Origin of the sequence: Nocardioides sp. YIM 152315 (genome assembly GCF_029210375.1) — a bacterium.
In the GTDB taxonomy this organism is placed as follows: domain Bacteria; phylum Actinomycetota; class Actinomycetes; order Propionibacteriales; family Nocardioidaceae; genus Nocardioides.
On the sequence record NZ_JARGER010000043.1, the window covers coordinates 479,085 to 502,028 of the forward strand.

Here is a 22,944-nt window from a genome sequence, read left to right on the forward strand (position 1 = left end):
AGTTGGTGCGACGGAGGAGCGAAGCTGGGGAGGCGGGCAAAGTCGTGGGGTGGTTCATCAGTTGTACGACCTCCGCTGGTCGGGAGGCGGAACGGTGCCGCCCTTGTACTCCACGGGGATGCCGCCCAGCGGGTAGTCCTTGCGCTGAGGGTGGCCCGGCCAGTCGTCGGGCATGAGGATGCGCGTGAGCGCGGGGTGATCGTCGAAGACGATGCCGAACATGTCGAACGTCTCGCGCTCGTGCCAGTCGTTGGTGGGGTAGATCGCGACGGTCGACGGGATGTGCGGGTCGGCGTCGGGCGCGGCGACCTCGAGCCGGATCCGCCGGTTGTAGGTCATCGACAGCAGGTGGTAGACCGCGTGCAGCTCGGCTCCGGTGTCGTCGGGGTAGTGCACGCCGCTGACGCTCGAGCAGAGCTCGAAGCGCAGCCGCTCGTCGTCACGCAGCAGCCTCGCCACCGTCGGCAGGTCCTCGCGGCGCACGTGGAAGGTGATCTCGCCCCGGTGGACGACGACCCGCGGCACGGCGACCTCGAGGCCGGCGTCGCGCGCGGCGTGCTCGAGGGCGTCGGCGACCTCGTCGTACCAGCCGCCGTAGGGCCGCTGCGCGTCACCGGGCAGGACGATGGGCTGGACGAGACCGCCGTAGCCGCTGGTGTCGCCGGTGCCGCGGACGCCGAACATGCCGTGGCGTACGCCGACCTCGCGCACCTCGCCGGTCGGGGCGGGGACGTTGTCGGGCGACTGCTCGACGGCCGGCTGCTCGGGGGACTTGTCCTCGTCGCTCACCGGAGCATGCCCTTCATCTCGGAGGTCGGCAGGGCGCGCAGCGCGGCGGTCTCGAGCTCCTCGACCTCCCGCTCGCGGTTGACGCCGAGCTTGGTGTGCTGGACCTGGTCGTGGAGCTTGAGGATCGCGTCGATGAGCATCTCGGGCCGCGGCGGGCAGCCCGGCAGGTACATGTCGACCGGCACGACGTGGTCGACGCCCTGGACGACGGCGTAGTTGTTGAACATGCCCCCGCTGCTGGCGCACACGCCCATCGCCAGCACCCACTTCGGGTTGGGCATCTGGTCGTAGATCTGGCGCAGGACCGGGGCCATCTTCTGGCTGACCCGGCCGGCGACGATCATCAGGTCGGCCTGGCGTGGGCTGGCCCGGAACACCTCCATGCCGAAGCGGGCCAGGTCGTACTTGGGACCGCCGGAGGTCATCATCTCGATGGCGCAGCAGGCGAGGCCGAACGTCGCGGGCCAGAACGACGCCTTGCGCATGTAGCCCGCGACGCCCTCGACGGTCGTGAGCAGGACCCCGCTCGGGAGCTTCTCTTCGATTCCGGTCATGCGGCTTCTCCTCCGGCTGAGGGTCGCGAAGTTCGTGTCATCGCTCGGGGCTCGGACATCGCGGGCCTCAGTTCCAGTCCAGGCCGCCACGGCGCCACACGTAGGCGTAGGCGACGAACACGGTGGCGATGAAGATGACCATCTCGACCAGCCCGAAGAGCAGCAGCTCGTCGAAGTGCACCGCCCACGGGTAGAGGAAGATGATCTCGATGTCGAAGACGATGAAGAGCATCGCGGTGATGAAGTACTTCACCGGGAACCGGCCGCCGCCCAGGGGCTGCGGCGTCGGCTCGATGCCGCACTCGTAGGAGTCGAGCCGGGCCCGGTTGTATCGCTTGGGGCCGACCAGCGCGCTCATGATCACGGAGAAGACCGCGAACGCCGCCGCGAGGACTGCCAGCGCCAGGACGGGCGTGTAGAGCTCCATGCTTCGCCTCTCTTCCGAGCCGTTTCCAGAGCCGCCTTGTGACTTTGTGAACTGAATCACTAAGTGGTCAGAAACACATCTAACCACTCCCCCAAGCCCCCTGCACCCCGGGGGGACCTTCGCGGCCGGATCGGGGGCGAAGGCCCCCGATCCCACGCCTGACCTGGGCATTTAGCGCACGGGAACGTGTCCTAATTCGGTGGTTGAGGAGGGGCACCGCCGCCGGTGGTCGAGGAGGGAAGGAGTCCCGTCTCGAAACCACCGACCCGCGGCGACGTCAGCGCGTCGCGCGGTGCAGGGCGACGATGCCGCCCGAGAGGTCGCGCCACTGCGGCCGCTGCCAGCCGGCGCCCGCGACCAGCGCGGCGAGCCCGCGCTGGTCGGGCCAGGCCCGGATCGACTCGGCGAGGTAGACGTAGGCGTCCGGGGACGACGAGACCGCGCGCGCGATCGGCGGCAGCGCCTTCATCAGGTACTCGAGGTAGACCGTGCGCCACGGCGCCCAGGTCGGGTGGCTGAACTCGCAGACGACCAGGCGCCCGCCCGGCTTCGTGACCCGGCGCAGCTCCCGGAGCCCGGCCTCGGGGTCGACGATGTTGCGCAGCCCGAAGGAGATCGTGACCGCGTCGAAGCTCTCGTCGGCGAACGGCAGCTGGGTGCCGTCGCCGGCCGTGAACGGCAGGTGGGGGCGCCCCTGCTTGCCCACGCGCAGCATGCCGAGCGAGAAGTCGCACGGGACGACCGTCGCCCCCGCGTCGGCGAAGGGCTGGCTCGACGTACCGGTGCCGGCGGCCAGGTCGAGCACCCGCTCGCCGGGCCGCGGGTCGACCGCGGCGATCACGGCCCGGCGCCAGCGGCGGTCCTGGCCCATCGAGAGCACGTCGTTGGTGAGGTCGTAGCGCCGCGCGACCGCGTCGAACATGCGACGGACGTCGGGCGGCTGCTTGTCGAGCTCTGCGCGGACCACGCGCAGAGACTACGCAGGCGGTGCGCACGGACTGCGCATCCCCCATGGTGGCGCCGGTGGTCACAGCTTGGTCACGACGCGTCCGACGCGCCGCTCGCATGCAACCGGAGCCCGTCCGCGCGCGTCACCCTCGTGTCCGACTCCCCTCCTTCCCCAGGAGAGCCCATGTTGCTCGTGCGTCGCCTGCTGCTCGGCCTCTCGGTCGCGGCGCTGTTGTGCTCGGCCGCCTACGTCGCGGGCGACGCCCTGACCGACGGCCCGCCCGACCACCCCTCCGCCACGGGCACCGGCGGACCCGAGCCGTCCGCCGCCGCCGCCCCGACCCCGGCCGCGACGTCCCCGACCACCGCGGTGGCGACGTACCGGCCCCGGCGCGCCCGCGAGCCGCGCGTCGACGCCGGCCGCCGACTGCTCGGACCCGGCGACGATGGCCGCGCCGTCCGCGACCTCCAGGCGCGCCTGCAGCAGATCGACTGGTTCCAGTCCGACGTCACCGGCACCTACGGCAGCCTGACGACGACGGCCGTGAGGGGCTTCCAGGCGAAGCGCGCGATCCCCGTCACCGGCGAGGTCGACCGGCGCACGCTCGAGCGGCTCCGCGCGATGACCGCGAAGCCGACGTACGCCGAGATGCACAACCGCGGCCACGTGCCGGGCGCGCTCGACCCCCGCTGCCGGATCGGCCGCGTGCTGTGCATCGACAAGACGAGCTCGACGCTGCGGTGGGTGGTCGACGGCCGGGTGCTCCAGACCCTCGACGCCCGGTTCGGTGCCACCAGCACCCCGACCCGCGAGGGCGTCTTCCACGTCTACGTCAAGAGCGCCGACCACGTGTCGCGGCTCTACGGCTCGGCGATGCCGTTCGCAATGTTCTTCTCGGGCGGGCAGGCGGTCCACTACTCCTCGGACTTCGCCGCGGTCGGGTACGCCGGGGCGTCGCACGGCTGCGTGAACATCCGCGACTACGACGGGGTCGCGCGGCTCTTCGACCAGGTCCGACTGGGTGACACGGTCGTCGTGTACTGGTCGTGACCGTCGCCGCCTGATCGTGGCGATCCACCACCGGACGGTGGGCCGAGGCCGTAGCGTCGAGACATGGGAGCGCTGGAGGCAGCCCGGGAGGCCGCGGCGTCGGCGGTGGCACGGCGCGCCGAGTTGGGCTGGCCCCAGCAGGAGCAGGCCGAGCAGGCCCTCGAGGCCGCGTTCGCGGGTCTGCTGCACGACGCCACCGGCGCTGCCCTCGATGACTCGCTCGCGGAGGTCGAGTTCCGCTTCCGGCTGACGCCGATCGACCTCGGTCTGCTCACCGTGGCGACGGTCGCCGAGCTCGACCCGGCGGCCCACCTGCTGCTCGGGCTCCTCTCCGGCGACCCCGGACCGGCGCGGCCCAGCGTCGCCCTCGCCCTCGAGCTGGCAGGCGCGCCCGTGTCGTCGCCCGGGGCGCGGGCTCGGCTGGCGGAGCACGCCCCACTCGTGCGGGACGGGCTGCTGCGCGTGGTCGGCACCGACGTGCTGCTGACGCGTCGGCTCGTCGTGCCCGACCGGGTGGCCGCGCACCTCACGAGCCCCGATGGCCCGCCGGCCGCCGTGCTCGTGCCCCACCTCGTCGACACGGTGCCGCTCGACGTCGACGGCGCCGAGACGGTCGCCGACGGCCTCCGGCGCGGCGAGCGTCTCGTGTGGGTGCACGCGGGCGCGGGCGCTGCCGGCGTCGCCCTCGCGGCGGGGGCATGCGGACGACTCGACGTCGACCACCTGTGCGTCGACCTCGCTGGGGTGCCGGAGGCCCAGTCGGCCGAGGACCTGCTGCGCGCCGCCGTGCTGGAGGCGGGGCTCCGCGGCGCCGTCCTCGTGCTCGGCGGCGCCGACCGCGCGAGTGCCTCGGTCCAGCTGCTGCTCGACGCCGCCGTGCCGGTCGTGGCGGTGAGCCAGCAACCCTGGGACCCGCGGTGGGCGCACGAGCTGCCGCTCTCGGTCACCGCGCCGCGACTCACCCTCGCCGACCGCGAGCAGCTCTGGGCTCCGCTCCTCGCTCCGGACCCGGTGCCCCGGGAGATCACGGCCCTGCGGATGACCCCCGAGGACATCGCGCGGGTCGGCCGGCACGCCGTACGTCAGGCCGCGCTGTCCGGTGAGCCGGTGACGCCTGCGGTGGTACGACGGTCGGCCCGGCGCCTGAGCCAGCGGCACCACCCCGACGGCGCGGGAGCCGGCACGCTCGGGCTCGACGACCTGATCCTCCCCGAGCACGCGGCGTCGGAGGTCCGGCGCATGCTCGACTGGGCCCGCTACCGCGACGAGCTGCTCGCCCAGGCTCCGCTGCAGGGCAAGGGCGGCAAGGGCACCGGCATCTGCACGCTCTTCGCCGGGGGCCCGGGCACCGGCAAGACCCTCGCCGCCCACGTCGTCGCCGACGAGCTCGGCATCGAGCTGATGCAGGTCGACCTGCCCAGCGTCGTGTCGAAGTACATCGGCGAGACCGAGAAGAACCTCGAGCGGGTCTTCTCGGAGGCGGAGTCGCTCAACGCACTGCTGTTCTTCGACGAGGCCGACTCGCTCTTCGGCTCGCGCTCGGAGGTCCGCGACGCCCGGGACCGCTACGCCAACCAGGAGGTGTCCTACCTGCTGCAGCGGATGGAGCACTTCGACGGGATCACCGTGCTCGCGACGAACCTGCGCGGCAACGTCGATCCGGCGTTCGCGCGCCGCCTGCACTTCATCGTCACGTTCCCGGACCCGGACGAGGCGACCCGCAAGGAGCTCTGGGCCCACCACCTCGGCCAGCTCCCCAGCACCGACCCCGACGATCCGCTCGACCCGGGCGCGCTGGCGGGCCTCGATCTCGCCGGTGGCGGCATCCGCAACGTCGTGCTGTCGGCGGCGTACGCCGCGATCGCCGACGGTGCGCCGGTCGGGATGCGGCACCTGGCGTCCGCGGCCGTGCGCGAGTACACCAAGCTCGGCCGTCGGGTGCCGAGCGTCGACTTCCTGGCCGACGCGGAGCGACGGTAGCCGGTCAGCTGTCCTGCAGCTCGGCGAGCAGCTGGTCGGCGACGTCGACGAGCTCCTCGGCGGAGATCGCACCCGAGCCGACCTGTGCGGTCAGCTCACCGCTCGTGACCTGGCACTGGCTGAAGACCGGCTCCGGCGCGGCGCCGGTCGACCCCTGGCCGTAGGTGAGGATGCAGGCGCCGTCGCCGACGTTGGTCATCTCGGTGGCCGCCTGGCCGCCGGTGTTCTCGGGGTCGGGGACGTTGTTCGGGGCGAACGCGCCGCCCTCGGACTGGAACACCTGGACGAACACGGCCTGGGAGCCGTCGGCGACGTACGTGCGGGTGACGGCCGAGCGGCCGAGCACCTCGGGCAGGACCTGGTTGCCGTGGTCGGCGTTCGCCTGCTCCTGCTCGACGATCGCGTCGGCCTGGTCGGCGAGCTCTCCGCCCTCGAACGCCGCCGGGTCGTCGGACGCGATGTACCCGCCCGGGAGGGTGTCCGGCAGCTCGAGCTCGATCGCGCCGCCCCCGTCGGACTCCTCGCCGTGCGCCTTCGGCAGGGCGATGGCGAAGGCGGCGACCAGGCCGAGGAGGACGACGCCGAGCAGGATGCCGACCCAGGTCGACGTACGGCTCGCGGAAGTGGGGGTGCTCACGTCCGGCGACGCTACCCGCCCGCCCGAGGCGGGATTCTGGGGGGTCCGTCGGTAGTCTCGGGCCGTGACGTTCACCGTCCGCACGGCCCGCCTCGACCTGGCGGAGGCCACGCGGCTCCTCGACCTGGTCCCGGCCGACCGGCCCGTGACCTGGCTGCGCCGTGCCGACGGTCTCGTCGGCTGGGGGGTCGCCGCCGAGGTGCGCACCAGCGGCGCCACCCGCTTCGCGGACGCCGACAAGTGGTGGCGCGAGACGACTGCCCGAGCGGTCGTGCACGACGACGTGGTCGAGCCCGGGACGGGACCGGTCGCCTTCGGCACGTTCGCGTTCGCGGACGAGCCGGGTGACTCGGTGCTCGTCGTCCCCCGCATCGTCGTGGGCCGCCGCGGCGACGTGGCCTGGGTCACGACCGTCGACGCCGACGCCCCGTCGGAGCTCCCCGCCGCCGACGCGCCTGCCGCACCGACCGGCGTGAGCTTCGCCGACGGGGCGCTCAACGGTGAGCAGTGGATGTCCGCGGTCGCCGACGCGGTCGCCCGGATCAGCCGCGGCGATCTCGAGAAGGTCGTGCTCGCGCGGGACCTGGTCGCCACCGCCGACCAGCCCGTCGACGTGCGCTGGCCGCTGCGTCGCCTCACCGAGCAGTACCCGATGTGCTGGACCTTCCACGTCGACGGCATGTTCGGCGCGACGCCCGAGATGCTGGTGCGCCGCGAGCGCGGCCTGGTCACCTCGCGGGTGCTCGCCGGCACGATCCGGCGCACCGGCGACGACGAGCGCGACCTCGCCCTCGCGGCGACGCTCGCCCGGTCGTCGAAGGACCTCGAGGAGCACGAGTACGCCGTACGCTCCGTCGCCGACGCCCTCGAGCCGCACTGCTCGTCGATGAACGTGCCCGAGGCGCCCTTCGTGCTGCACCTGCCCAACGTCATGCACCTCGCGACCGACGTCGCAGGCGTCGTGCACGACGCCGCCACGGTGTCGTCGCTGCAGCTGGCCGAGGCGCTGCACCCCTCGGCGGCGGTCGGCGGCACCCCGACGCCAATCGCCACGGCGCTGATCGCCGAGATCGAGGGCATGGACCGACACCGCTACGCCGGCCCGGTCGGCTGGATGGACGCCACCGGCGACGGCGAGTGGGGCATCGCGCTGCGCTCCGCGCGGATCACCGGCAGCACCGTGCAGCTCTTCGCGGGTTGCGGCATCGTCGCCGACTCCGACCCCGAGGCCGAGCTGGCCGAGGCGCAGGCGAAGTTCGTGCCGGTGCGGGACGCGCTGACGGCCGGCTGACCGGCGCGCGCGGAATACCCGGTGCACCGGGTGTTCCAGCACTTCTGGGGTGTTGCAACCCCCGAGAAGCGCGGGAACCGCCTCAGAGGTCCTCGCCGTCGGCCCGTCGGAGGTACTCCAGGCCCTCGCCGGGCAGGAATGCGTTCATGTGCTGCTCGAGGATGCCGTGGGCGGCCTCGGTGTAGATCCGGTCGTGGATGGCCAGGTTGCGCGGCGCCTTGACCGCCCGGGCGAACTCGACCGCCTCCGACGCCTTCAGCCACGGCGCCGACGACGGCACCAGCAGCACGTCGACGGCCTCGCCCGGCTCGGTGAGCGCGTCACCGGGGTGGTAGACGAGCGTGCCGCCGGCGTCGACGACGTAGCCGCTGTTGGTGATCCGCGGGAACTCCGGGTGGATCACGGCGTGCAGCTCGCCGACCGCGCGGACCGGCAGCCCGACGTCGAAGCTCTCGCCCGGCGCCACCACCGTGACCCGGTCGGCGAGCGCGGGCGCGTCCTCGCGGATCCTGTCCGCGACCGCGCCGATGGTGAAGACCGGCGCGTTCGCGGCGCGCAGGTGGTCGGGCAGGTAGTGGTCCGGGTGCTCGTGCGTGATCAGCACGGCGTCGGCGCCGGCCACGGCGGCGGGATCGGTGAAGACGCCCGGGTCGAGGACGACGGTGGTGCCGCCGTGCTGGATCCGGACGCAGGCGTGGCCGAACTTCGTGATCCGCATGCCCCTCACCGTAGCCCGCCCGGAGGATCCCTACGATGCTCCGGTGAGCACCACCCGGACCCCCACCCTCCGGCCCGCCGCGGCTGCCGACGCGAGGGCCGGCGCCGCCATGCACGCGGCCTGCTGGCGCGAGGCCTACGGGCCGTACGCCGACCCCGACCGGCTGGCCGAGCGGCTGGCCGACACCGACCGCTGGGTGGCGGCGTGGACGCGGCAGCTCGAGGTCGGTCCGCCGCGGGTGCTGGCCGAGGACGACGGCGGGCTGGTCGGCTTCGCCGTCGTCGGGCCGAGCCGCGACGACGACCACGCGACCCCACGCGAGCTCTACGCGATCTACACCCGCGCGGCGTACTGGGGCACCGGGCTGGGGCAGCGACTCTGGGACGCCGTACGCCCCGACGACCCGTGCTCCCTGTGGGTCCTGGAGGACAACGACCGGGCCCGCGGCTTCTACGCCCGCAACGGCTTCGTCGCCGACGGCGCCCGCGAGCTCTACGACGACCTCGGCGCCTGGGAGATCAGGATGGTGAGGAGCCCGGCGTGAACTACTTCGACCTGTCGGACCCGTCGTTCGACGTCACGTCACCGGCGGTGCACGCCGCTCGCGACGAGAGCTGGTACGTCGAGACCAACTGGGGCTGGGCGGTGCTGCGGCACGCGGAGGTGAGCGCGCTGCTGCGCGACCGGCGGTTCCGCCAGGGCAACGCCCGGTGGCCGTCGCAGAACGGCATCCACTCCGGGCTCTTCTCCGACTGGTGGCAGGAGACGCTGCTCAGCCTGGAGGGCGACGACCACGCGCGGATCCGGCGGCTGCTGATGCCGGCCTTCCGCAACAAGACGATCGCCGCGATGCGCCCCCGGTTCCAGGCGCTCGCCGACGAGCTCGTCGACGGCTTCGCCGACCGCGGCTCGGTCGAGTTCGTGACGGAGTTCGCGGAGCCGTACGCCGCCCGCATCATCTGCGTGCTCCTCGGCCTGCCGGAGGACAACTGGCACCAGGTGGCGCGGTGGGCCGACGACCTCGGCGCGTCGTTCTCGATCGACGTCGGCAACCAGGTGCCCCGCATCGAGGCCGCGCTCACCGGCCTGCACGCCTACGTCGAGGAGGCCGTCGCCGACCGCCGCGCCCACCCGCGCGACGACCTGGTGACCACGCTCGTGCAGGCCACCGACGACGGCGACCGGCTCAGCGAGCACGAGCTCGGCGTGGCGCTGGTGTTCCTCGCGTTCGCCGGCATGGAGACCACCCGCAACCAGCTCGGGCTGGCGCTGCAGACGCTCCTGCGGCACCCCGACCAGTGGCGGCTGCTCGGCGAGCGGCCCGAGCTCGGCGAGAGCGCCGTCGAGGAGGTCATGCGGGTCAACCCGACCGTCACCTGGGTGACCCGCGAGGCCCTCGAGGACGTGGACTTCCAGGGACTGCACATCCCGCGAGGCGGCATCGTGCAGACGCTCTCCCACAGCGCCGGCACCGACCCGAGCGCGATGCCGGACCCGGCCTTCGACATCACCCAGCAGCGCCCGCCCCACCACGGCTTCGGAGCCGGGGTGCACCACTGCCTGGGCCACTTCGTCGCCCGCACCGACATGGCGGTCGCGCTGCCCCTGCTCGCGCGGCGGATGCCGGACGCCGTACCCGACGGGCCGGGCGAGTGGCTGCCGGTGTCGGGCAACACGGGAGCGTTGAGCTTCCCGATCCGGTTCACGCCGTGAGGTGGTGCACGTAGCACCACCGCCAGTCCTCGTCGGGCTCGGCGGACTGGATGACCGGGTGCTGCTCGTCATGGAAGTGCGCGGTCGCGTGCTGCCGCGGCGAGGAGTCGCAGCACGCGACGTTGCCGCACTCCAGGCAGCGGCGCAGCGACACCCACTGGGTGCCCTCGTCGAGGCAGGCCTGGCAGTACGTCGCGGGCGGCTCGGCCACGGCGGCGTACCGGTCGAGGTCGGCGCAGTGCTCCCCGATCGTCCACTTCCGCCCGGCGTAGGACTGGCTCTCGTCGCGCTCCTGCTCGGCGCTGTCGAGCATCGACTCCTCGACGTCGAGCATGGCGAGCACGTCGACGATCACCTCGGACGGCACGGTGCCCGACTTCCGGATCTCGAGGATCCGACGGCGTTCGGCGTCGATCATCTGCGTGCGGATCCGGTAGTAGAGCGCGGCCGGCGACTCCTGGTCGGCGGCGGTGCTGAGCCGCTCCCACGCCGCGAAGTTGCGTTGGTCGAGCCGCTGCCGGACCAGGTCGACGACGCCGGCGTGGTCGTCGTACTCCATCCGGTCGAGCTCGTCGATCGCCGCCCTGGCCGCCTGCTGGAGCAGCGTGGCCCGGGCCAGCGCGTCGTCGAGCGGGTCCGGCGACGGCACGTTCAGCCGGCGCGCGATCACCGGCAGGGAGAGACCCTGGATCAGCAGGGTGCCGGCGACGACCGTGAAGGAGGCCATCAGCAGCACCTCGCGGTGCTCGGCGTCCTCCGGGATGAGGAACGCCGCGGCCAGCGTGACCACCCCGCGCATGCCCGCCCAGCCGACCAGGAACGTCTGCCGCGCCGGCTGCCGCCGACCCGTGGCCGGGTCCGCACCAGGTCGCACCAGCATCCACCTCGACAGGAAGACCCAGACCAGGCGCAGGACGATGCACGCGGCCAGGGTGGCGAGGCAGACGGCGACGATCCGGGCGCCGGAGAGGTCGCTGTCGGCGAGGTCCTGGAGCAGCCACTGGGCCTGCAGGCCGATCAGTGCGAAGACGGTGTTCTCGAGCAGGAACGCGATCGTGCGCCAGTTGATCCGCTCCGCGATCCGCGACTGCGCCGTCTGCAGCACCGGCGCCTGGTGGCCCAGCAGCAGGCCGGCGACCACGACCGCGACGACCCCGGACGCGTGGATCTCCTCGGCGAGCAGGAAGCACGCGAACGGGACGACCAGCGACATGGCGACGTCGAGCACCGGGTCGGCGATCCGCGGCCGCACCTTGCCGACGAGGAAGAATGCGGCCAGACCGATCAGCAGTCCGCCGCCCGCGGCGACCAGGAAGTCGAGGCCGACCTCCCACAGCTCGACGCCGAGCGACGCCGCCGCGATCGCCGTACGCAGGGCCACCAGCGCGGTCGCGTCGTTGAAGAGCGACTCGCCCTCCAGGATCGTCACGACGCGCCGCGGCAGCCCGATGTTCCGGCCGATCGCGGTCGCAGCGACGGCATCCGGGGGTGCGACGACGGCACCCAGCGCGAACGCGATCGGCCAGGAGATCCCCGGCACCAGCGCGTGGACGACCACGCCGACACCGGCCGTCGTGAAGAGCACCGCTCCGACCGAGAGCGCCAGGATCACCCGGCGGTGGGCGTTGAAGTCGACCAGGGACGACGTGATCGCGGCGGAGTAGAGCAGCGGCGGCAGCAGCCCGAGCAGCACCACCTCGGGCTCCAGGTGCACCTGCGGCACGAACGGCAGGAACGACGCGCAGACGCCCGCGACGACCAGCAGCAGCGGCGCCGGGATGCCGAGCCAGCGGGCCACCACGACTCCCGTCAGGACGCCGACCGCGAGCGAGACCAGGAAGAGGGCGACGTCCACGCCGCCATTCTCCCGGAAGCCCCGCGATCCCGCTTCGGCGGCGGCGGTGGATCAGGCTCGGTTCGGGCGGGGTGAAACCGAGCCGGAGCCACCGCCGGGCGGCTCCCGCGGCGAGCTCACGGCCGCAGCGCCCGGATCCGCTCGTCGAGCTCGCGCCGGTTGTCGCGGCGTACGCCGACCTCCACGACCTCGAGGCCTCCGTTGGGTGAGGCGAGCGCCTGCTCGAGCTCGGGCAGCGAGCCCACCCGCCAGTGCGGGGTGCGGGTGGCGGCACAGAGGGCGCCGAGGTCGACTCCGTGCGGGGTGCCGAAGAGCCGCTCGTACTGCGGCGCGTACTCGGCCGCACCCTGCTCGAGCATCGTGAAGATCGAGCCGCCGTCGTCGTTGACCACGACGATCGTCAGGTCGGGCACCGGCTCTGCGGGACCGATCACCAGGCCGTTGGCGTCGTGCAGGAAGGTCACGTCGCCCACCAGCGCGAAGGCGCGGGAGCTCCCGGGGCGCGCGAGCGCGGCGCCGATCGCCGTCGAGACCACGCCGTCGATGCCCGAGAGCCCGCGGTTGGCGATGACCTTGCGACGCGCGCCGACCTCGTAGCGCGGGACCATCAGGTCGAGGTCGCGGATCGGGCTGGACGCGCCGACGACCAGCAGTCCGCCGGCCGGGAGCGCCCTGGCGACCGCGCCCGCCACCTCGTACGGCGTGAGGTCGGGCTCCGCCGCGAGCAGCGCGTCGAGGCGGCGGGAGACCGAGCGGTCGGCCTCGCGCCACTCCTCCAGCCAGCCGGACGTGTCCGCGCCGGCCGCGGCCGGGACGACCGGCAGCCGGTGGTCGACCGCGAACGGTCGCTCCGACCACACCCCGCGCGTCGGCGTGTCGACCACCTCCACGTCGGAGCGGGAGAGCAGGCGGGTGACCGGCCGGGACAGCGTCGGGCGTCCGCACACGACGACCCGCTCGATCCGGTCGCCCAGCGCGGTGCCGAGCAGCAGGCGATAGGTGCGGATGGCGTTGTCGCCGGTGCGGGAGCCGCTGGTCGGCTCGGCCAGCAGCGGCCAGCCGGCCTCCTGGGCGAGCACCCGCGCCGGGGGGCCGGCGTCGTCGCCGGCGACCACGACGGTGCGTGGCCCGACGGCGATGGACGGCAGGTGCTGCTGACCTCCGGTCCGGGCGACGTCGGGCGCCGTGAGCGTCGGTGTCCAGCGGCCCTCGGGCACCAGGGGCTCGTCGAGCGGCACGTTGAGGTGCACCGGGCCGGTCGTGCCGAGGTCGATCGCGACCGAGGCGTCCTGGGTCGCCACCAGCGGACCGAAGACGCCGACCTGGTCGGTGGTCTGGTTGGCGTTGGTGCCGCGCAGCCGCGCCGGCCGGTCGGCGGTCACGACGACCAGGCCGACGTCGGCGTGGGCGGCCTCGAGCACGGCCGGGTGCAGGTTGGCGACGCCGGTGCCCGACGTGCAGACGACCGCCGCGCGGCGGCCGTTCTTCGACAGCCCCAGGGCCAGGAAGCCGGCACTGCGCTCGTCGATGCGCGTGTGCAGCCGCACCAGGCCCGCCCCGGCCGCGTCGTACGCCGCGAACGACAGCGGCGCGTTGCGCGACCCGGGCGCCACCACGACCTCGGTGACGCCGCCCTCGATCAGGGCGGTCAGCACCGCGCGGGCGAGGTCGGTGGCGCTCACGACAGAGGATCCTGCCGCACTCGGTCACTCCTCAGGGCCAGCACCTCGGCGAGCCGGGCCTCCCAGTGCGCGACCCGATCGGGGCCGGCGGCGTACGTCGCGAGCAGCGACTCGTCGACGGACGGCACCCGCACCGGCAGCTCACCGTCCACCGGCAGCAACGGGTCGGTCACGACGTCCGCGCCCAGCAGCTGCACGGTCGCGAGCCCGCACGCGTAGGGCAGCTCCGGCAGCGCAGCGGCGAGCGCGACACCGGCCGCGATGCCGACGCTGGTCTCGAGCGCCGACGAGACGACGACGGGCAGGCCGATGTCCGCGGCGATCCGCAGGCAGGCGCGCACCCCGCCCAGCGGCTGCACCTTGAGCACCGCCACGTCGGCCGCCTCGAGGTCGCGCACCCGGTAGGGGTCGGCCGCCCGGCGGATCGACTCGTCGGCCGCGATCGGCACGTCGACGGCGCGGCGCACCCGGGCGAGGTCCTCGACCGTGGCGACCGGCTGCTCGACGTACTCCAGGCCGCCGGCCGCCCGGTCGAGCACGCCGATCGACGCCACCGCGGTCTCGACGTCCCACAGGCCGTTGACGTCGATGCGCAGGCGACCGCCCGGGCCGAGGGCGTCGCGCACCGCCTCGACCCTCGCCTGGTCGTCGGCGAGCGTCTGGCCGGGCTCGGCGACCTTGACCTTGGCGGTGCGGCAGCCACCTCGGGCGACGACGGCGTGCGCCTGCTCGGGGCCGACAGCGGGCACCGTCACGTTGACCGGCACCGAATCGCGCACCGGCACCGGCCAGTCCCCCGCGGCCGCCTCCTCGGCGCAGCGCAGCCACGGCTCGGCGACGGCCGCGTCGTACTCGAGGAACGGGCTCCACTCGCCCCAGCCGCCGTCGCCTCCCAGGAACGCACCCTCACGAACCGTGATGCCGCGGAACCGCGTGCGCATCGGCAGCGACCAGACCCTCACGCCAGATCCCGCAAGGAGAGCCGGTCGGGCTTGCCGTTGGGCAGCAGCGGGATGGCGTCCACGGCAACGGCCTGCCGCGGTGCCCACGACCGCGGATGCACCGCGGCCACCCAGTCGCGCAGGTCAACGAGCGGCACGTCGCCGACCACGAAGGCGACGAGCCGGTTGCCCCACTCGGCGTCCGGCACGCCGAGCACCTCGGCCGCCTCCACGTCGGGGTGCGCCCGCAGCCGCGCGGCGACCGCCGGAGCCGGCACGTTGACCCCACCGGTGACGACCACGTCGTCGACCCGACCGAGCACGTGGAGCCGACCGTCGTCGTCGAGACGACCGGCGTCGGAGGTGAGGAACCAGCCGTCGACCAGCACGTCGGCGGTGAGCGCCGGGTCGCCGTCGTACCCCTCGAAGAGCGTCGGCCCGGCGATCCGGATCCGCCCTCCGGAGCCGAGCGCGACCGCCACGCCGTCGAGCGCGTAGCCGTCGTAGACGCAGCCACCCGCGGTCTCGGCGGAGCCGTACGTCGCGACCACGCGCACGCCGGCCGCGGCGGCCCGCGCCAACAGGGACGGATCGGCCGGTCCTCCGCCGAGCAGCACGGTGTGGAAGGTGCGGAGCGGGTCGGCGTCCGTCGTCAGCAGCCGGTGGAGCTGGGTCGGCACCAGCGACACGAACCTCGGCCCGTCCCCGAGCGCCGCCGTGGCGGCCGCGAAGGAGCCGTGATCGTCGAGCACCACCGGCTCGTGGCCCGCGACCAGGGACCGGCAGACGACCTGCAGGCCGGCGACGTACGACGCGGGCAGCGCGAGCAGCCACCGACCGGATCCGCCGACGCGCCGCGCGCTCGCCTCGACCGAGGACAGCACGGCCGCCCGGGAGAGCAGCACCCGCTTCGGGGCGCCCGTCGAGCCGGAGGTCTCGACGACCCACGGGGCCGGATCGGCGGCCGCCAGCCAGGCGTCGAGGTCGCGGACCGCGGAAATCACGCGACCGACCCTAGTGCGCGGTGGTGGGATGTCGTCGTGCCCTCCCGCGTGGACCGCTTCCTGCCGCCGACGCCGCTGGCGCGGAGGCTGTCGGTGCAGTCGGTGCTGTTCGCGATCGGCGAGGGCGCCTTCATGACCGGGAGCGCGGTCTTCTTCACCCACGTGGTGGGTCTCACCGCCGCCCAGGTCGGCCTCGGCCTGACCGTCGCCGGCGTGTTCGCATTCGCGTTCGCGGTGCCTCTGGGACGGCTCGCCGACCGCATCGGGCCCAAGCGCCAGTGGGCGATCGGAGCCTCGGCGACCGCCGCGCTCTACGTGCTCTGGCCCTTCGTGACCGGGTTCGCGACGTTCCTGGCGATGGTCGTCGTCCTCGAGCTGGCCCAGCGCGCGGGCTGGTCGGGGCGTGGCGCCTACACGCTCGACGTCTTCCCCCACGACGAGCGGGTGCGCTCGATGGCCTTCATGCGGGCGGCGCTCAACATCGGCTTCACGATCGGTGCGCTCGCGGGCGGACTCGCGCTCGCCTTCGACAGCGACGCCGTCATCCGGGCGATGCCGTGGGTCACCGCCTGCGTGCTCGCGCTCAACGCGTGGCTCATCACCCGGCTCCCGGACGCGGCACACGACCGCGCGGACCGCACCCCGGTCGAGAAGGCGGTGCGCTCGAGCGCCCTGCGCAACCGGGGCTTCCTGGTCCTCAGCGCCTGCAACGGCGTCCTCGACACCAACCAGGTGCTGCTCAACATCGTCATCCCGCTCTGGCTCGTGCAGGAGACCGACGCCCCGCGGGTGCTGCTGGCGTGGCTGTTCGGCACCAACACCGTGCTCGCCGTGCTGTTCCAGGTCCCCGCCGCACGCGGCGTCAACTCGGTCGACTCGTCCCTGCGGGCCGCCCGGATCGCCGCGAGCTTCTTCGTGGTCTCCTGCCTGATCGTGCTGGTCACCCACGACACCGTCGGCTGGACCACGATCCTGCTCGTCTGGCTCGGGCACGTCACCGTCACCGGCGCGGAGCTCTTCGAGTCCGCAGCACACTGGGGCTTCCTGTCCGAGCTCTCGGACCCGGCGCGGCGCGGGGAGTACCAGGGAGCCAGTCAGCTCGGCGAGACCCTCGGCGGCGTCTGGGCTCCTGCGGCCTACACCTTCCTCGCCATGGAGTGGGGCACCCCGGGGTGGCTCACGATCGCCGGCATCGTCATCGTCGCCACCGCGGTGATGACCCCGGCCGCGCGCGCCGCCGAACGCTACCTGGCGCGCACCACCCAGCCCGCGGCTGCTTGAATCTCACCTCGTGGCAAGCTCCCGTCCTCGACCAGCGCAGTGGCTCGCCGGCTCCCGGCCACGCACACTGCCCGCGGCCGTCTCGCCCGTCCTCGCCGGATCGGGCGTCGCGGCGTACGCCGAGGGCTTCGTGTGGTGGAAGGCGCTGCTCGCCCTGGTGGTGGCACTCGCCCTCCAGGTGGCGGTCAACTACGCCAACGACTACTCCGACGGCATCCGCGGCACCGACGCCGACCGTGTCGGCCCGCTCCGGCTCGTCGGCTCCGGCGTCGCCTCGCCCGCGGCGGTGAAGAGGGCCGCGTTCCTGGCTTTCGGGGTCGCCGCCGTCGCCGGCCTCGTGCTCGCCGCGACGACCGCGTGGTGGCTGGTCGCGGTCGGCCTGGTGTCCGTGCTGGCCGCGTGGTTCTACACCGGCGGGTCGAAGCCCTACGGCTACCTCGGCCTCGGCGAGGTCATGGTGTTCGTGTTCTTCGGGCTGGTCGCGGTCGTCGGCACGACGTACGTGCAGACCGAGACCTGGGAGTGGGCGGCGCTGTGGGCGGCGGTGGGCGTCGGGGCGCTGGCCTGCGCGATCCTGGTCGCCAACAACCTGCGCGACATCCCGACCGACACCGTCGCCGGCAAGCGCACGCTCGCGGTCGTGCTCGGTGACCGGCGCACCCGGCTGCTGTACGTCGCGCTCGTGGTCGCCGCCGCGGCCGCCGTGCTCGGCGTCGCGGTGGTGACGTCGTGGTGCGCGCTCGTGGGCCTGGGGTTCCTCGTGCTGGCCGCGCCGGCGATCCGCACCGTGCTCGGCGGCGCAACCGGCCCCGGCCTGATCCCGGTGCTCCAGCAGACCGGCCTCGCCGAGCTGCTCTGGGCGGCCCTGGTCGCCGGCGCGCTGGTCGTCTGCGGCTAGCCGGCTGGCGAGGCTGGGTTCGCTAGTTCTGGTCCTCCCGGGACCGCATCTCCTCGACCTTGGCCGCCATCTTGTCGGCGCGGTCCTGCACCCGGCGGGCGAGCGCCTCGCGGGGCCGGTCGAGGAGGAAGTAGGAGCCCAGGCCGCTCATCAGGAACGCGATCACGACGGCCCACAGCACCGGCACCTGGTCGACCAGGACGAACCACACGCCGACCACGATCCCCAGCGAGCCGAGGAACAGCGCGAGCCGCAGCAGGGTGTAGATCCAGAACTCCTTCACGGAGTCAGCGTAGGCATGACCAGCGGGGGCCTACGCTGGAGGGGTGCTGAAGTTCCTGCTCGTCGTGATCCTCGTCGCGATCGCGATCTACCTGACGACCCGTGCGATCCAGCGCCGCGGTGTCGCACCGATGCCGCGGCCCCGGCCCCGCCGCCCGGAGCCGCCGCGCGTGCTCGGGCCCGACGACGACCCGGACTTCCTGCGCGACCTCGACCGCAAGCGCAAGCATCCGGAGGATCCGGACGCCGGCTAGTCCGCGGCTAGCTCGGGCTAGCGCTCCGGCGCGACGTGGATCGCGGGCGCGCTCCCGGCGTACGAGTGCTGCGAGGTGCTCGAGAAGTAGTTGATCCCGATGAAGTTGAACCACAGCGTCGCCACGCCCACCAGCGCCAGGATCGCGGCGTTGCGGCCCTTCCAGCCGGCGGTGGTGCGGGCGTGGAGGTACGCCGCGTAGACGACCCAGGTGATGAACGCCCACACCTCCTTCGGGTCCCAGTTCCAGTACGACGACCAGGCCTGGTGCGCCCAGATCGGGCCGGTGATCAGCACGGCGAAGGTCCACACGGGGAAGCCGAAGGCGTGCAGGCGGTAGGACACCCGGTCCAGGGCCTCGGGCTGCGGCAGTCGCGCGACGTACCCGGACTGCCGGGGCCCGTGCTTCGCCAGCGACCGCGCCTTGACCAGGTAGAGCGCGGAGGTGATGCCGCCGAGGGTGAACGCGCCGGTGGCGACGATCGCCGAGACGACGTGGATCACCAGCCAGTAGGAGTCGAGCGCCTCGGTGAGCGGCGCGACGGGCGAGTACAGCCAGATCACCGCGACCATCAGCACGGACAGCACGAACGCCAGCACGATCGGCGCCATCCACGCGAGCCGCAGCCGACGGTAGAGGGCGACGTAGAGCGCGGCGACCACGAACGTGCCCGCCAGCGTGAACTCGTACATGTTGCCCCAGGGGACCCGGTTGGGGTCCGCGGCCATCCCCCGCCCGACCAGGCCGACGAGGTGGACGGCGACGGCGAGCCAGGTGACCAGGTAGCCGAGCCGGCCGAACATCGCCGTACGCCGCGCGCGCTGCTCGCCGGCCACGTCGTCGGCGCCGTCCGGGCCCGTCGCGACGGCGACCCCGCCGGGGACGTCGACGGACGCGCGGGCGGATGACCCGGAGGCCACCGGCATCTTGCGCAGCGACGCCCACTCGATGAGGTGGGCGAGGAGCGCCAGGAAGTAGAGGAGGCCGGCGGCGGCCACCGCCTGGTTGCTGAGGCTCTCCCACGCTGCGTCGGTCACGACTGGTCCTCTCGTTGCAGGGCTTCCACGAGCTCGTCCACCACGGCTGCGACGTCGCCGCCTCCGGACCGGTCGAGGGCGGCCACCTCGACCAGTGTGCCGTCCCCGTCGCGGCGGGCGCGAACCCACACCCGGCGCGGACGGATGAACAGCGACCCGAGCAGGCCGACGAGCGCGAGCACCACACCGGCGAGCGCGATCCACTTGCCGGGGGTCTGGCTGATCTGGATCTTGTTCCAGCGCTCGAGCCGCTCGAAGCTCACCGTGCCGAGACCGTCGGGCAGCTTCACGGTCTCGCCCTCGCGCAGGTCGATGCGGTACGGCGTGCCGTCCTTCTTCGTCAGCATCGTCGTCCGCGACTTGTCGAGCGAGTAGACCGACTGCGGGACCCCGTCGTCCATGCCGAGGTCGCCGGTGTAGACGAGCATCGAGACCATCGGGTCGAGCGGCTTGCCCAGCAGGGAGTAGTAGCTGCCCGTCTGCTGCGAGAAGGCCACCGTCGGGTAGAACTCGCCCTCGAGGCCGACCTGGGTCGGCTCGGCGTCGGGGGCCGCGACCACGCCGATCGACTGGAAGCTCTGGCTGGTGGGCAGGAAGATCGTCGGTCCGCTCTTCACGATGTCGCCGTCGCCGTCGCGGATCGTGATGACGGGCGCGTAGCCGTGGCCGATGAGGAAGACGTCGGTGCTGCCGATCGACAGCGGGTGGTTGACCCGGAGGTCGTAGCTCTGCTCGGGCCCGTCGAGCGTCTCCTGGTAGTCCAGGTGCGACGCGAAGCCGCGCGCCATGCCGGCCCTGCGGCCCGTGGTGAGCCAGTCGACCGAGAAGTCGTCGATCGAGAACGAGAACGGCTCCATCCGGTCGGCGCTGAAGAGGCTGCCCGGGTTGAACTCGTCGTACTGGTCGGGGGTGTTCGAGAAGCCGTAGTCGTCGCCGACGAGCAGGATGACGCCGCCCTTGTAGCCGAAGAGCCCGCCCATCGCGAACCCGACCAGCACCACCACAACCGACAGGTGGAAGACGAGGTTGCCGGCCTCGCGCAGGTAGCCGCGCTCCGCCGAGATCGCGTCGCCGTCGGCCTCCATCCGGTAGCGCCGGCGCCTCAGCGTCGACCGTGCGCGCTCGAGCACGGCCTCGGGCGGCTCCGGCGTCGTGTACGCGGCGTGGTCCGGCAGCCGGGTCAGGTTGCGTGGCGCCTTCGGCGGCCGCGCCCGCAGGCCGCGCCAGTAGTGGAGGGTGCGGGGCACGATGCAGCCGACCAGCGAGATCATCAGCAGGATGTAGATCGCCGAGAACCACGCGGAGTCGTAGACCGAGAACAGGCCGAGCCGCTCGTAGATCGGGGTGAGCTTCGGGTGGTCGTCCTGCCAGTTGGAGGTCTTGAGCGAGTCGACGCCCTGCTGCGGGATGACCGACCCGGGGATCGCGGCGAGCGCGAGCAGGAGCAGCAGGATCAGCGCGGTGCGCATCGAGGTGATCTGGCGCCAGATCCAGCGCAGGAGCTCGCGGAAGGTCAGCTCGCCGGGGCGTCGGTCGTCCTCGGGCGGCCGGGTGGAGAGTGCGGTGTTCATCCGGTCAGACCACCGTCGTCGAGTTCTCGACCAGGCGGACCTGGAGCCAGGTGACGGCCTGGTCCCACCAGCCGGTGAGCAGCAGCAGGCCGACCGCGATCAGCATGACGCCGCCGGCGCGCATGACCCAGGCCTGGTGGCGACGCACCCAGCCGACGGCGCCGAGCATCTTCTCGTAGGCGAGGCCGGCGACGATGAACGGGATGCCGAGCCCGAGCGCGTAGACGCCGGCCAGGAACGCGCCCCGGCTGATCGTCGACTCGTTGTAGGAGAGCGTCAGGATCGCGCCGAGGGTCGGTCCGATGCACGGGGCCCAGCCGACGCCGAAGAGGAAGCCGATGACGGGCGCCGACGCCAGTCCGACGCCGGGCAGCCGGTGGATGCGCCAGTCGCGCTGGAGCATCGGCACCCAGCCCGCGAAGACGAGGCCGAGCACGATGAGCACGACGGCGAGGACGACCGTCAGCGTGTCGTCGTACTCGACCAGCCAGGCCCCGAGCGCGCCGGACGCCGAGCCGAGGATCACGAAGACCACCGCGAAGCCGAGCACGAAGAGCAGGGACCCGAGGAACATGCGTCCGCGCCGGGTGCCCGCGACCCCGTTGGCGAGGTCGGCCCCCGACAGCCCGGTGGCGTAGGAGAGGTAGCCGGGCAGCAGCGGGATCACGCACGGGGAGAAGAACGAGACCAGTCCCGCGATCAGCGCGACGGGGATCGCGAGGAGCAGCGAGCCGGAGGACGCCGTCGACTCGAACCAGTCAGCCATCCGCGGTCCCGTCGTCGGCGATCTCGTCGACGACGTCGATCACCGTCTGCTTGCTCGGGATCTCACCCGCGATCACCGCGGCGACGCGCCCCTCCGCGTCGAGCACGATGGTGGTGGGGGTCGACGCCAGCGGCACCTTGCCCGCGAAGGCGAGGCCGGTGCGGCCCTTGGTGTCGTAGATCGACGGGAACTCCGCACCCACGCCCTCCATGAAGGCGAGCCCGTTGGCCGGGCTGGAGTCGCGGATGTTGACCCCGAGGACCGACGCCTTGTCGCCGAGCTCGGCCTCCACCTCGCTCAGCATCGGCATCTCGACCCGGCACGGGTCGCAGCCCGACCACCACCTGTTCACGACGAGCACCTTGCCGAGGTAGTCCTGCGACGAGAGCGGCTCACCGGTGAGCGACTCGCCCTCGAACGAGACCGGCTCGTCGCGATCCGCGGCGTCGATGACGCGCACCGACCCGTCACCGCTGATGAAGCCCTTGTCACCGGTCGAGCCGAGCGAGGTGCAGGCGCCCAGCCCAGGAAGAAGCAGTGCGAGCAGCAGCGGCGCGGCGACGCCGGCCCGGAGAGGTCTCACGGGCGTTGCTCCTCCGGGGCACCACCGGCCGAGAACGGCGCCTTGCGGTCCTTGACCGGGATCAGGTCGCCCGCGGGCTCGGAGTAGCTGACCTGGGTCAGCCGGTCGCCGACGAAGTGCAGCGACGTCAGAGAGCACAGCGTGCACTGGCGGCTGCGCGGGTCGTGGAGGAAGGAGCGCTTCTCGACGTGCAGCCGGGTGATCCAGATCGGGAGCTGATGGGAGACGACGACGGCCTCGTGCCCGGCAGCGGCCGCGCGGGCGTCCTCGACGGCGGCCATCATCCGGGCGACGACCTGCTTGTAGGGCTCGCCCCACGACGGCCGGACGGGGTTCCACATGTGTCGCCAGAGCCGGGGCCGCTTGAGGATCGTCATCGCGCCCTCGCCGAAGCTGATGCCCTCGAACTGGTTCGTCGACTCGATGACGCGCTCGTCGGTGACGATCTCGAGGCCGCGCGCCTCGGCGAGCGGACGCGACGTCTCCTGGGCCCGCTCCAGGGGAGAGGACCGGAGGTGCACGATGTCGCGGTCGCCGATGGAGGCCGCGACGCGGTGGGCCATCTGGTTGCCGAGGTCGGAGAGGTGGAAGCCGTCGCGGCGTCCGTAGAGCACGCCGTCGGGGTTGTGCACCTCGCCGTGCCGGAGCAGGTGGACGATCGTGTCGGGGGTCGCGGTCATCG

At 73.0% G+C, this 22,944-nt stretch carries 24 protein-coding genes; 8 read left to right on the forward strand and 16 right to left on the reverse strand.

Features of this window, described 5'->3' with window-relative positions:
* Positions 1 to 57 precede the first annotated feature (57 nt).
* From PZ894_RS21260 to PZ894_RS21275, 4 genes are all read right to left on the reverse strand, one after another.
* A complete protein-coding gene (locus PZ894_RS21260; RefSeq protein WP_275747874.1) occupies positions 58 to 789 on the reverse strand; it encodes an NADH-quinone oxidoreductase subunit C in 732 nt (243 codons plus the stop codon).
* Positions 786 to 1,343, reverse strand: coding sequence for an NADH-quinone oxidoreductase subunit B (locus tag PZ894_RS21265; protein ID WP_275747875.1), 558 nt, complete (start codon positions 1,341 to 1,343; stop codon positions 786 to 788). Before PZ894_RS21265 ends, PZ894_RS21260 begins: the two co-directional genes overlap by 4 nt.
* 67 nt (positions 1,344 to 1,410) lie before the next feature.
* A complete protein-coding gene (locus PZ894_RS21270; RefSeq protein ID WP_275747876.1) occupies positions 1,411 to 1,770 on the reverse strand; it encodes an NADH-quinone oxidoreductase subunit A in 360 nt (119 codons plus the stop codon).
* A 277-nt stretch (positions 1,771 to 2,047) separates the two neighbouring features.
* A complete protein-coding gene (locus tag PZ894_RS21275; RefSeq protein WP_275747877.1) occupies positions 2,048 to 2,737 on the reverse strand; it encodes a demethylmenaquinone methyltransferase in 690 nt (229 codons plus the stop codon).
* A 165-nt stretch (positions 2,738 to 2,902) separates the two neighbouring features.
* On the opposite strand from PZ894_RS21275, the gene PZ894_RS21280 reads away from it, so the two are divergent.
* A complete protein-coding gene (locus PZ894_RS21280) occupies positions 2,903 to 3,769 on the forward strand; it encodes a L,D-transpeptidase family protein (RefSeq protein ID WP_275747879.1) in 867 nt (288 codons plus the stop codon).
* 63 nt (positions 3,770 to 3,832) lie between these two features.
* On the forward strand, positions 3,833 to 5,749 hold the full coding sequence (locus PZ894_RS21285; protein ID WP_275747881.1) for an ATP-binding protein: 1,917 nt from the start codon (positions 3,833 to 3,835) through the stop codon (positions 5,747 to 5,749).
* A 4-nt stretch (positions 5,750 to 5,753) separates the two neighbouring features.
* Here PZ894_RS21285 and PZ894_RS21290 read toward each other — a convergent pair whose 3' ends face one another.
* Positions 5,754 to 6,386: a hypothetical protein gene (locus PZ894_RS21290; RefSeq protein ID WP_275747883.1), complete on the reverse strand. Its 633-nt coding sequence runs from the start codon at positions 6,384 to 6,386 to the stop codon at positions 5,754 to 5,756.
* A 64-nt stretch (positions 6,387 to 6,450) separates the two neighbouring features.
* Between PZ894_RS21290 and PZ894_RS21295 the strand changes: the two genes are divergently transcribed.
* Positions 6,451 to 7,677, forward strand: a complete 1,227-nt coding sequence (locus PZ894_RS21295; RefSeq protein WP_275747884.1) for an isochorismate synthase — start codon at positions 6,451 to 6,453, stop codon at positions 7,675 to 7,677.
* Between the two features lie 82 nt (positions 7,678 to 7,759).
* On the opposite strand, the gene PZ894_RS21300 is transcribed toward PZ894_RS21295, so the two are convergent.
* Positions 7,760 to 8,395 carry an MBL fold metallo-hydrolase gene (locus PZ894_RS21300; protein ID WP_275747885.1) on the reverse strand — a complete coding sequence of 212 codons (636 nt, stop codon included), beginning with the start codon at positions 8,393 to 8,395 and terminating at the stop codon, positions 7,760 to 7,762.
* Between the two features lie 43 nt (positions 8,396 to 8,438).
* Between PZ894_RS21300 and PZ894_RS21305 the strand changes: the two genes are divergently transcribed.
* Together PZ894_RS21305 and PZ894_RS21310 are read left to right on the forward strand one after the other, a co-directional pair.
* Complete coding sequence (locus PZ894_RS21305) at positions 8,439 to 8,939, forward strand: GNAT family N-acetyltransferase (RefSeq protein ID WP_275747886.1); 501 nt, start codon at positions 8,439 to 8,441, stop codon at positions 8,937 to 8,939.
* On the forward strand, positions 8,936 to 10,108 hold the full coding sequence (locus PZ894_RS21310; RefSeq protein WP_275747888.1) for a cytochrome P450: 1,173 nt from the start codon (positions 8,936 to 8,938) through the stop codon (positions 10,106 to 10,108). The genes PZ894_RS21305 and PZ894_RS21310 overlap by 4 nt, the downstream gene beginning before the upstream one ends.
* On the opposite strand, the gene PZ894_RS21315 is transcribed toward PZ894_RS21310, so the two are convergent.
* The 4 genes from PZ894_RS21315 to PZ894_RS21330 form a co-directional block, all read right to left on the reverse strand.
* Positions 10,098 to 11,963, reverse strand: coding sequence for a Na+/H+ antiporter (locus PZ894_RS21315; protein WP_275747890.1), 1,866 nt, complete (start codon positions 11,961 to 11,963; stop codon positions 10,098 to 10,100). The two genes, PZ894_RS21310 and PZ894_RS21315, sit on opposite strands and share 11 nt — an antisense overlap.
* Positions 11,964 to 12,079: 116 nt before the next feature.
* Positions 12,080 to 13,645 (reverse strand): 2-succinyl-5-enolpyruvyl-6-hydroxy-3-cyclohexene-1-carboxylic-acid synthase, encoded by a 1,566-nt coding sequence (menD, locus tag PZ894_RS21320; protein WP_275747891.1) that lies wholly within the window; start codon positions 13,643 to 13,645, stop codon positions 12,080 to 12,082.
* The gene (locus PZ894_RS21325; protein ID WP_275747893.1) at positions 13,642 to 14,607 is read right to left on the reverse strand and encodes an o-succinylbenzoate synthase; all 966 of its coding nucleotides are present in this window, start codon (positions 14,605 to 14,607) and stop codon (positions 13,642 to 13,644) included. The genes menD and PZ894_RS21325 overlap by 4 nt, the downstream gene beginning before the upstream one ends.
* Positions 14,604 to 15,590 carry an AMP-binding protein gene (locus PZ894_RS21330; protein WP_275747894.1) on the reverse strand — a complete coding sequence of 329 codons (987 nt, stop codon included), beginning with the start codon at positions 15,588 to 15,590 and terminating at the stop codon, positions 14,604 to 14,606. The genes PZ894_RS21325 and PZ894_RS21330 overlap by 4 nt, the downstream gene beginning before the upstream one ends.
* 36 nt (positions 15,591 to 15,626) lie before the next feature.
* Here PZ894_RS21330 and PZ894_RS21335 point away from each other — a divergent pair, with 36 nt between their 5' ends.
* On the forward strand, positions 15,627 to 16,871 hold the full coding sequence (locus tag PZ894_RS21335) for an MFS transporter (RefSeq protein ID WP_275747896.1): 1,245 nt from the start codon (positions 15,627 to 15,629) through the stop codon (positions 16,869 to 16,871).
* A 10-nt stretch (positions 16,872 to 16,881) separates the two neighbouring features.
* Positions 16,882 to 17,769 carry a 1,4-dihydroxy-2-naphthoate polyprenyltransferase gene (locus PZ894_RS21340; RefSeq protein ID WP_275747897.1) on the forward strand — a complete coding sequence of 296 codons (888 nt, stop codon included), beginning with the start codon at positions 16,882 to 16,884 and terminating at the stop codon, positions 17,767 to 17,769.
* Positions 17,770 to 17,791: 22 nt separating this feature from the next.
* Here the strand turns inward: PZ894_RS21340 and PZ894_RS21345 are convergent, their stop codons facing one another.
* The gene (locus PZ894_RS21345) at positions 17,792 to 18,052 is read right to left on the reverse strand and encodes a DUF4229 domain-containing protein (protein ID WP_275747898.1); all 261 of its coding nucleotides are present in this window, start codon (positions 18,050 to 18,052) and stop codon (positions 17,792 to 17,794) included.
* Between the two features lie 43 nt (positions 18,053 to 18,095).
* On the opposite strand from PZ894_RS21345, the gene PZ894_RS21350 reads away from it, so the two are divergent.
* Entirely contained in the window at positions 18,096 to 18,305 is a 210-nt protein-coding gene (locus PZ894_RS21350) for a hypothetical protein (RefSeq protein ID WP_275747899.1), read from the forward strand.
* 17 nt (positions 18,306 to 18,322) lie between these two features.
* Here PZ894_RS21350 and ccsB read toward each other — a convergent pair whose 3' ends face one another.
* Genes ccsB through PZ894_RS21375 form a run of 5 tightly spaced genes read right to left on the reverse strand, consistent with a single transcriptional unit; the run spans position 18,323 to position 22,942 of the window.
* A complete protein-coding gene (gene ccsB, locus PZ894_RS21355) occupies positions 18,323 to 19,342 on the reverse strand; it encodes a c-type cytochrome biogenesis protein CcsB (RefSeq protein WP_275747900.1) in 1,020 nt (339 codons plus the stop codon).
* Complete coding sequence (locus PZ894_RS21360; RefSeq protein ID WP_275747901.1) at positions 19,339 to 20,913, reverse strand: cytochrome c biogenesis protein ResB; 1,575 nt, start codon at positions 20,911 to 20,913, stop codon at positions 19,339 to 19,341. Before PZ894_RS21360 ends, ccsB begins: the two co-directional genes overlap by 4 nt.
* Positions 20,914 to 20,917: 4 nt before the next feature.
* Positions 20,918 to 21,679 carry a cytochrome c biogenesis protein CcdA gene (locus PZ894_RS21365; protein ID WP_275747903.1) on the reverse strand — a complete coding sequence of 254 codons (762 nt, stop codon included), beginning with the start codon at positions 21,677 to 21,679 and terminating at the stop codon, positions 20,918 to 20,920.
* Positions 21,672 to 22,262, reverse strand: coding sequence for a TlpA disulfide reductase family protein (locus tag PZ894_RS21370; protein WP_275747905.1), 591 nt, complete (start codon positions 22,260 to 22,262; stop codon positions 21,672 to 21,674). Before PZ894_RS21370 ends, PZ894_RS21365 begins: the two co-directional genes overlap by 8 nt.
* On the reverse strand, positions 22,259 to 22,942 hold the full coding sequence (locus PZ894_RS21375; RefSeq protein WP_275747906.1) for a histidine phosphatase family protein: 684 nt from the start codon (positions 22,940 to 22,942) through the stop codon (positions 22,259 to 22,261). Before PZ894_RS21375 ends, PZ894_RS21370 begins: the two co-directional genes overlap by 4 nt.
* Positions 22,943 to 22,944 lie beyond the last annotated feature (2 nt).

Excerpts from the sequence above, each read along its gene's own strand:
- PZ894_RS21265 (WP_275747875.1), bottom strand. The coding sequence starts at position 1,343 with ATGACCGGAATCGAAGAGAAGCTCCCGAGCGGGGTCCTGCTCACGACC.
- PZ894_RS21270 (WP_275747876.1), bottom strand. The coding sequence starts at position 1,770 with ATGGAGCTCTACACGCCCGTCCTGGCGCTGGCAGTCCTCGCGGCGGCG.
- PZ894_RS21280 (WP_275747879.1), top strand. The coding sequence starts at position 2,903 with ATGTTGCTCGTGCGTCGCCTGCTGCTCGGCCTCTCGGTCGCGGCGCTG.
- PZ894_RS21285 (WP_275747881.1), top strand. The coding sequence starts at position 3,833 with ATGGGAGCGCTGGAGGCAGCCCGGGAGGCCGCGGCGTCGGCGGTGGCA.
- PZ894_RS21300 (WP_275747885.1), bottom strand. The coding sequence starts at position 8,395 with ATGCGGATCACGAAGTTCGGCCACGCCTGCGTCCGGATCCAGCACGGC.
- PZ894_RS21360 (WP_275747901.1), bottom strand. The coding sequence starts at position 20,913 with ATGAACACCGCACTCTCCACCCGGCCGCCCGAGGACGACCGACGCCCC.
- PZ894_RS21365 (WP_275747903.1), bottom strand. The coding sequence starts at position 21,679 with ATGGCTGACTGGTTCGAGTCGACGGCGTCCTCCGGCTCGCTGCTCCTC.
- PZ894_RS21375 (WP_275747906.1), bottom strand. The coding sequence starts at position 22,942 with ATGACCGCGACCCCCGACACGATCGTCCACCTGCTCCGGCACGGCGAG.